At 32.7% G+C, this 6,246-nt stretch carries 5 protein-coding genes; 1 reads left to right on the top strand and 4 read right to left on the bottom strand.

Annotated elements, in window-relative coordinates; genetic code table 11:
- Positions 1–838 precede the first annotated feature (838 nt).
- The 4 genes from LG34_RS16860 to LG34_RS15265 all read right to left on the bottom strand — a co-directional run bounded on the left by LG34_RS16860 (position 839) and on the right by LG34_RS15265 (position 4,991).
- A complete protein-coding gene (locus LG34_RS16860) occupies positions 839–1,039 on the bottom strand; it encodes a transposase (protein WP_431602623.1) in 201 nt (66 codons plus the stop codon).
- Between the two features lie 321 nt (positions 1,040–1,360).
- A complete protein-coding gene (locus tag LG34_RS15275) occupies positions 1,361–1,852 on the bottom strand; it encodes a YcxB family protein (protein WP_109216831.1) in 492 nt (163 codons plus the stop codon).
- A gap of 311 nt (positions 1,853–2,163) precedes the next feature.
- A complete protein-coding gene (locus LG34_RS15270; RefSeq protein ID WP_109216830.1) occupies positions 2,164–4,383 on the bottom strand; it encodes a glycoside hydrolase domain-containing protein in 2,220 nt (739 codons plus the stop codon).
- A gap of 80 nt (positions 4,384–4,463) precedes the next feature.
- On the bottom strand, positions 4,464–4,991 hold the full coding sequence (locus tag LG34_RS15265; protein WP_109216829.1) for a hypothetical protein: 528 nt from the start codon (positions 4,989–4,991) through the stop codon (positions 4,464–4,466).
- A gap of 166 nt (positions 4,992–5,157) precedes the next feature.
- Between LG34_RS15265 and LG34_RS15260 the strand changes: the two genes are divergently transcribed.
- Positions 5,158–6,207, top strand: a complete 1,050-nt coding sequence (locus LG34_RS15260; protein WP_181369398.1) for a hypothetical protein — start codon at positions 5,158–5,160, stop codon at positions 6,205–6,207.
- Positions 6,208–6,246 lie beyond the last annotated feature (39 nt).

Raw genomic sequence — 6,246 nt, 5'->3', positions numbered from 1 at the left:
GAGGGTATATAGCTCTTTTAGAGTTTACACAGAATTAATTACAGTCTCTAACCCACAGTTAAATTCCTTATTCAAGCAAGCAACCTTCATACATAATACTTCATTTATCAACGTGCAATCTTTTTTTCATTGCTTCAAATCTTCCAACATACCATGGGATTCGAGTATTTTTGAGTATTTCTTACCTGATGCACAATACAACGCTGATACTCTATTTTAGAAAAGTAACTGCAACAGTTTCTTTAATTTCTGTCGGACCATCTACACAGATAATTAATACATCTTTTACCCAGCGGGGCTTCAGATCATTCATAACAGATACTAATTGTCAGTACTTTTTTCTTTCCATGTTAATGCTCAGAATGATGTAAACTACAAACTTACGGATAATACCATTGCTAGAGACAGAATCCTGCAGGATATTCTTGCTGTAAGAAACCATGATTACAGTAATATGGAAACCACTATTTCGGAGCAAGAACCACCTTGATTGGCTTGTTTACAATTGATAAGAAACTGAGCCAATGTCAAACCCAGAGCCACTTTGCGGGGCATAAGCCGGCTATACATTTGCGAGATTTCTTATATTCTACATAATTGCCAATTGGTTTCCTAATAACCGGACAGTGTAGACTTGCTGACCGAAATATTCACCAACAAACTGCTTTGTCAGTCTCCAATTTGTGGCATATTTTATCTGTTACATCTAAATTAATCCTTGCCAATGTTTCAAATCGATAAATATATTCAATACTCTATGAAATCTGTCATATACTTATTTCTTTCGCATACAAAAAATGATTTTATGATTAATATCTGAAACATCTTTCTAGCATTTTTATAATCTACGGTTCAAATGTAGTCTGACAATCCAGTGGAACATCAATTTCCCTACTTTATAACTATTGTTAACTCTTTTTTGCTTATAACCATTTCGATAATTGTCACTGTTAGAACGCTCAAATTTTCGATAGCCAAAATGTTCATCCATTTCGGATTCCATCAGCGCCTTAATGTTTTCACCAAGAAAGTCTTTCAGTGCATCCTGAAGAATTTCCGCAATTTCATCAAGTAGTTAGTGAATGATATTTTTTCCTTCTGTCATTTGTACACGATGTACTGGTTTCATTTGTTTTGCCAGAATAAAAGGCTCTCCTATGATTTTTATTTTATCATAGAAGAACCTGTTATTAATGAATTTACAGAAAAAATTTCACAGTTTCAAACTAAGTTCTATATTCGAACAACATTTTTAAAATATAACCTATAAATACTCAAGCAAACGATGGTTAAATTGTCTTGAAATCAATTACTCAAATCAAATTTACACTACTACTTTCTATAATTTATAATAAAATTATCATACATGATACTTTTCCTTAATTGAAGAAATAAAAGAAAGAAACTCTTCATTACAATTCTCTTTTGAAATCACTAATCCTTGTATTGCCCCAGACATAATGTAAATATTTGTATCCGTAATCATTATTCTGTGAATTTTATTATATGCTAATTCTGCCATACTTGTGGAGGTCTTATCCTCAAGATATTCATTATAAAACAAATAGTGATGTACACTATTTTGCATTGCCTTATTCGTATTCCATGCACGTTTAACTTCGTTTCTTTGCTTAACAAAACCTGTTAAATAACCCACTAATAATATAAGAATAGCCAAAGCAGTTGGATAATATACGTGTACCTTGATCAATAAAATTGATAAAAGTAATACAATAATTAAACAAACACATGTAAACGTCTTACGTTTATTATTACTCTTTCGAACTACTTTACAAAATCTCTTATATTCATTCCAAGTAACCGTACTATCAATATTGTACAATGCATCCATTTGCATATCCTCCCTTACATAATCAGTGTATGTATTATAATTTATCTTATAGTTATAGTCAACAAGATTTTCAATTCAGCCTATGAGTAAAAGGAAAATTTGTCTAGTATTTAAGTTATTCCACACTTATAAAATTTACATTCAATAATATATTATATTCAAATTTACTAAGTGTATTTGTGCTTTAAATATTAATTTAACAAAAACATAACAAGCAAAAGAACACCAGAACCGGCACTTACCGTAACTGGTGTTCCTTTGTCAGAAACTTATTTTAAAGTTGATTTCACAAACATATTTTTAGCTAACTCCTAATTATAAGCATATGCCAAATTAGCGGCAACTGAGAGCATAGCTGCAGCTGCTGGTGCAGCCGTTCCATATGAACCAACAACAGCTACTACAGCTACAAAGACTACTGCTACCGCCGCGATAGCAACTCCTACCTCTCCCCAATTAATGTCATATGCTTTTTCAAAAGAATACTCTGGTTGAGTTGACGTATCATCTTTCTCATAAGGTTTAAATTTGCATTCCACTTCATAATACTGATAATATTTTGTATCATCATCCTCTCTTACAATTTGCTCTACCTCGTATTTCATCACAAAACAGCCAGTAGAATCCATACCGCCTCTAACAGCAATTGAACCATTTTCTATTGTAGAAACTAATCCCATCATAGTAGTCACAGAATCAAAGCCAATATCGACAGTATATTCATTGCCTAAGCCGCCATATGCCGCCCCCATTACATTAGATACAGATTCACTTACACTACCATTTATTACATCTATTGTAGTAGAAACATTTGCATCTGAACTGTCATCTTTTTTCTTTTCACTAAACGAATATGTAATCTCCATATTTCCAAAATCTGCTGTGTAAGATACATTAAAAAGTAAATCCATATTTGGCAAAAGATTAATTCCGAAATTAGCAAAAAATCTTTTTGCCATCAACACTCTCTCATACATGCTTAGATCTGGCAGAATAGTTGTTTCATTAATCATACTAAAACCTTTATCTCTGCCTGAGAATGCATCTTTATCTAATCCAAATGATGCATTTCCACTTGTAAATGTATATTCATCAAACTGATCAAATGCCCAATTGTCTGGAATTGGATATCCAAGATTTCCACTAAATCCAGTAGACATATCACTGACAAAACTACTTTTAGCAAGATTAGCTGTACATACTTTAGAGCACACATTTCGTGGGCCATAAATTCCTACTTGATAAAAATTTGACTGATTGAAAATCTGATTAATGCCTTTAAAGTAATTTTTCACATATGTAACCTGAGCATCAGTTACATCATAGTCAATAGCAAAATAAATAATGGTTCCCTGAGGAATTCCTAATGCTAATGCTGCTTTATATGCTTTCTTTCCTTCTACAAGTCCCTCTTCTTTCGTATAGCGATCTAAACTCGGTGTTCCCTCCTGAAAAATTGGAAAAATATTTAACCCCGCTGCAAAAATACTTTTAATTTCATCTCGAGTCATTGCTTTTGAAGTTGTTCCTCCTACGGTTCCTGTTAAATATCTTCCAACATATCGATAACCAGCATCATAAAGAGCAGTAGCTTTATTTGAATTCAAGATAGTAGAGCAATCACATGCTGTTGAAGATCTATCTGGATTTCCTTTACTTGTCAACAGAGACATCCAAGTATTTTTATCTCCAATTTTGGTAATAGGTAATGCATACATCCCCTGAAATTCTGTAATAGAATTCTCAAGTTTTGAATCCCATGTATTTAAAAAGGATCCAGTTGAATATCCATTACAAGCCAGCGCGTAACGCATTAACTTTACATATTCTCCAGATGATTTGCTATTTACAATTAATTTTGTAATTTTTGCTGTTGTAGTAGGTCCAAAGTTACCATTTGCCTGTGATGGAGATAATCCTTCCAGAGCCTGTAAAACTTTTACCAATGCTTTATTTAAGGATCTTCCATACACACCATCGCAAGGAATAATTCCCACATAATTAGCATAATTACCGTTCAAAGTCTGCTGAATTGTTCTAATTTCTGATGTTCCACCATATGATGACAAAAGTACAAACTGATCCATAGATAATAATGCTTTCATTAAATCTACTGAAATTGTAGCATTAGCATTTGATAATCCAGCATCTGCCTTCATTTTTTTAATACTACTTGCTACAGAAGATTTAAACTGTTTTGTAATTGCTCCATACACCGCTGAATACCCTTTACACCATAATGCCCCCTGAATGATTGCATAAATGTTATCTTCTTCTGTACTATCTTCAGCCTGCTGACTAATTCCATTTGGAAAACGTGATTTAAACTTAGAAATCGTAGTATTACCAAAATTATCCGCGGTTGATGTAATTCCTAATTCAATCTGTAATGCTCTTGTCAATGCATAAATAGTAGTCCAATTTGTTTTTCCCGCAATTTTTTCATTGTCCAGATTTAAAGAATTATAACCCGTCTTACCACCATATGTTTCATTCAACCACACCTGTGTTTTATAAATCATTTCATCCATTATCTGTCTGCTCCTTTAACTCATTATTATTTTTGCAAGGAGTGGATTGACTTCCACTCCTTATATTTTTATTTTTACTTTTACCAACCGCCATAAAATGCAATTTTATTATATCGAGACCCACTTCTAATGCCAGTGTCCACAAAACCATAATTTCCGCATACTCTTTCCCATCCACTATCTCCCTGATAGTAATCAATAGATTTTAAATACGGATAATTCTCTCCCATGGTGTCGTTATTAGTTGCGACCTGACGACCTGCTGGAATTGTTTTCCAATATTTTCCACTTGGATAATATGCTTTACAATCTTTCCGTAACAAATATGTACTATATTTTGTACCTGAAATTAATACATTATATTTATATGGCCAACTTATACAACTGGTACTCCATCCATCCGGTGGAAAATTAAGATATCCCCATTTAAAATTACCGGATGCATCCAAAAATTTAACATGGTTGAATGCACCATCGCCGCCTGCATCAGAATCATATACATACGCTTCTCTGTCATAAATGTACCCAACAATTGCCGAGGTATCAGATGTTGTAGTTCTTACAGTAAGTGTCTGCCCACTTTTATTAATAAATAATCTGTTTGCCATTAAACATTCCTCCTATAAATTTTTATAAATGATCGATCATCTATAAATAAAAGAGCTATATTACAGTCACTTGTAAACCACCATTTCCATTTTTTCTTGTCTGTTTTTATATATAATGATAAAATCAATTTATAAATCAATCTCTATCGAAAGGAGTATTCAATTTATGAAATTTAAATTTTTCATTATGTCTTTATTACTTAGTTCATCTCTATTAATTGGGTGTGGTTCTACAAAAATAAATTCTGTTCCACTTTCAGACACAGTTTCTTCTTCATCTGAAAATAGCACATCTACTTCAAGCACAAATAACACCCAAAAGTCATTTTATGCTCCAGAAGGATTTTTAAGCCAAACTTGGGATACAGATTTTAACATTACAAAATGCTATATTACAAATAAAGTAATTGGTTCAAATCGCTTCTATATAGATGAAAATCATATATTATGGGGATGTGGACGTAATGAATCTGGACAGTTAGGTATTAATCATCCAGAAGATACAAATAATACTGAAACATATTACACTGATTATAAAAAAATAGCTGAAAATGTTGTTCATGTGGATTGTTCTGTTAATGGATATTTTTTGATATACCTAACAGAAAACGGTGACCTCTATGGTGTCGGAGATAATCTTGATGGAATTCTTTTAAATAATATAGATGCGCAAAACGATCCAGTAGATATACCAATCGGTCAAAATATACAGTATACCCCAAAACTTTTAATGACAGATGTCTCATATGCCAGTGCTGGAATGTATAGCATTGCTGTTCTAAAAAATAATGGTGATGCATATTGGTGGGGACGCACTTACGGTATACATCAAATTGACATTGCAGAAGAGCCGATGGTCTATAATACACCGCATTTAATGCTTTCAAACGTAAAATATGTTTCCTGTGGAGATTGGACTGCTGCTGCAATAACAAATGATAACGAACTTTATACATGGGGAAGCAATTTTTGGGGACAATGTGGAATCCCTACTGAAGATGAATATGTAAAAGAAGCGACAAAAGTATCTGATAATGTCCTAATGGTTTGGTCAGAAACTATGCAATTAAATTCTGTTGTTGATTATTGGGAGCCATATTGGGCTATGACTTATAAGTATACATATGATAATTTATTTATTTTAAAAACGGACAATAATATGTATGCCTGTGGAAAAAACATGGGAAACGAGACTCACTCCATCCAGGTAGTGTAAATTATTCTGTGTAAACCTCTCAGATTGATGATAAAATCA

This window comes from Eubacterium ramulus, from assembly GCF_003122485.1.
GTDB lineage: Bacteria > Bacillota > Clostridia > Lachnospirales > Lachnospiraceae > Eubacterium_I > Eubacterium_I ramulus_A.
The sequence above is the reverse complement of the archived record's forward strand: the minus strand, read 5'-3'. Positions and strand labels throughout refer to the sequence as shown.

Coding starts and splice junctions, on each gene's coding strand:
- LG34_RS15275 (WP_109216831.1), bottom strand. CDS start 1,852: ATGGATGCATTGTACAATATTGATAGTACGGTTACTTGGAATGAATAT.
- LG34_RS15270 (WP_109216830.1), bottom strand. CDS start 4,383: ATGGATGAAATGATTTATAAAACACAGGTGTGGTTGAATGAAACATAT.
- LG34_RS15265 (WP_109216829.1), bottom strand. CDS start 4,991: ATGGCAAACAGATTATTTATTAATAAAAGTGGGCAGACACTTACTGTA.
- LG34_RS15260 (WP_181369398.1), top strand. CDS start 5,158: ATGAAATTTAAATTTTTCATTATGTCTTTATTACTTAGTTCATCTCTA.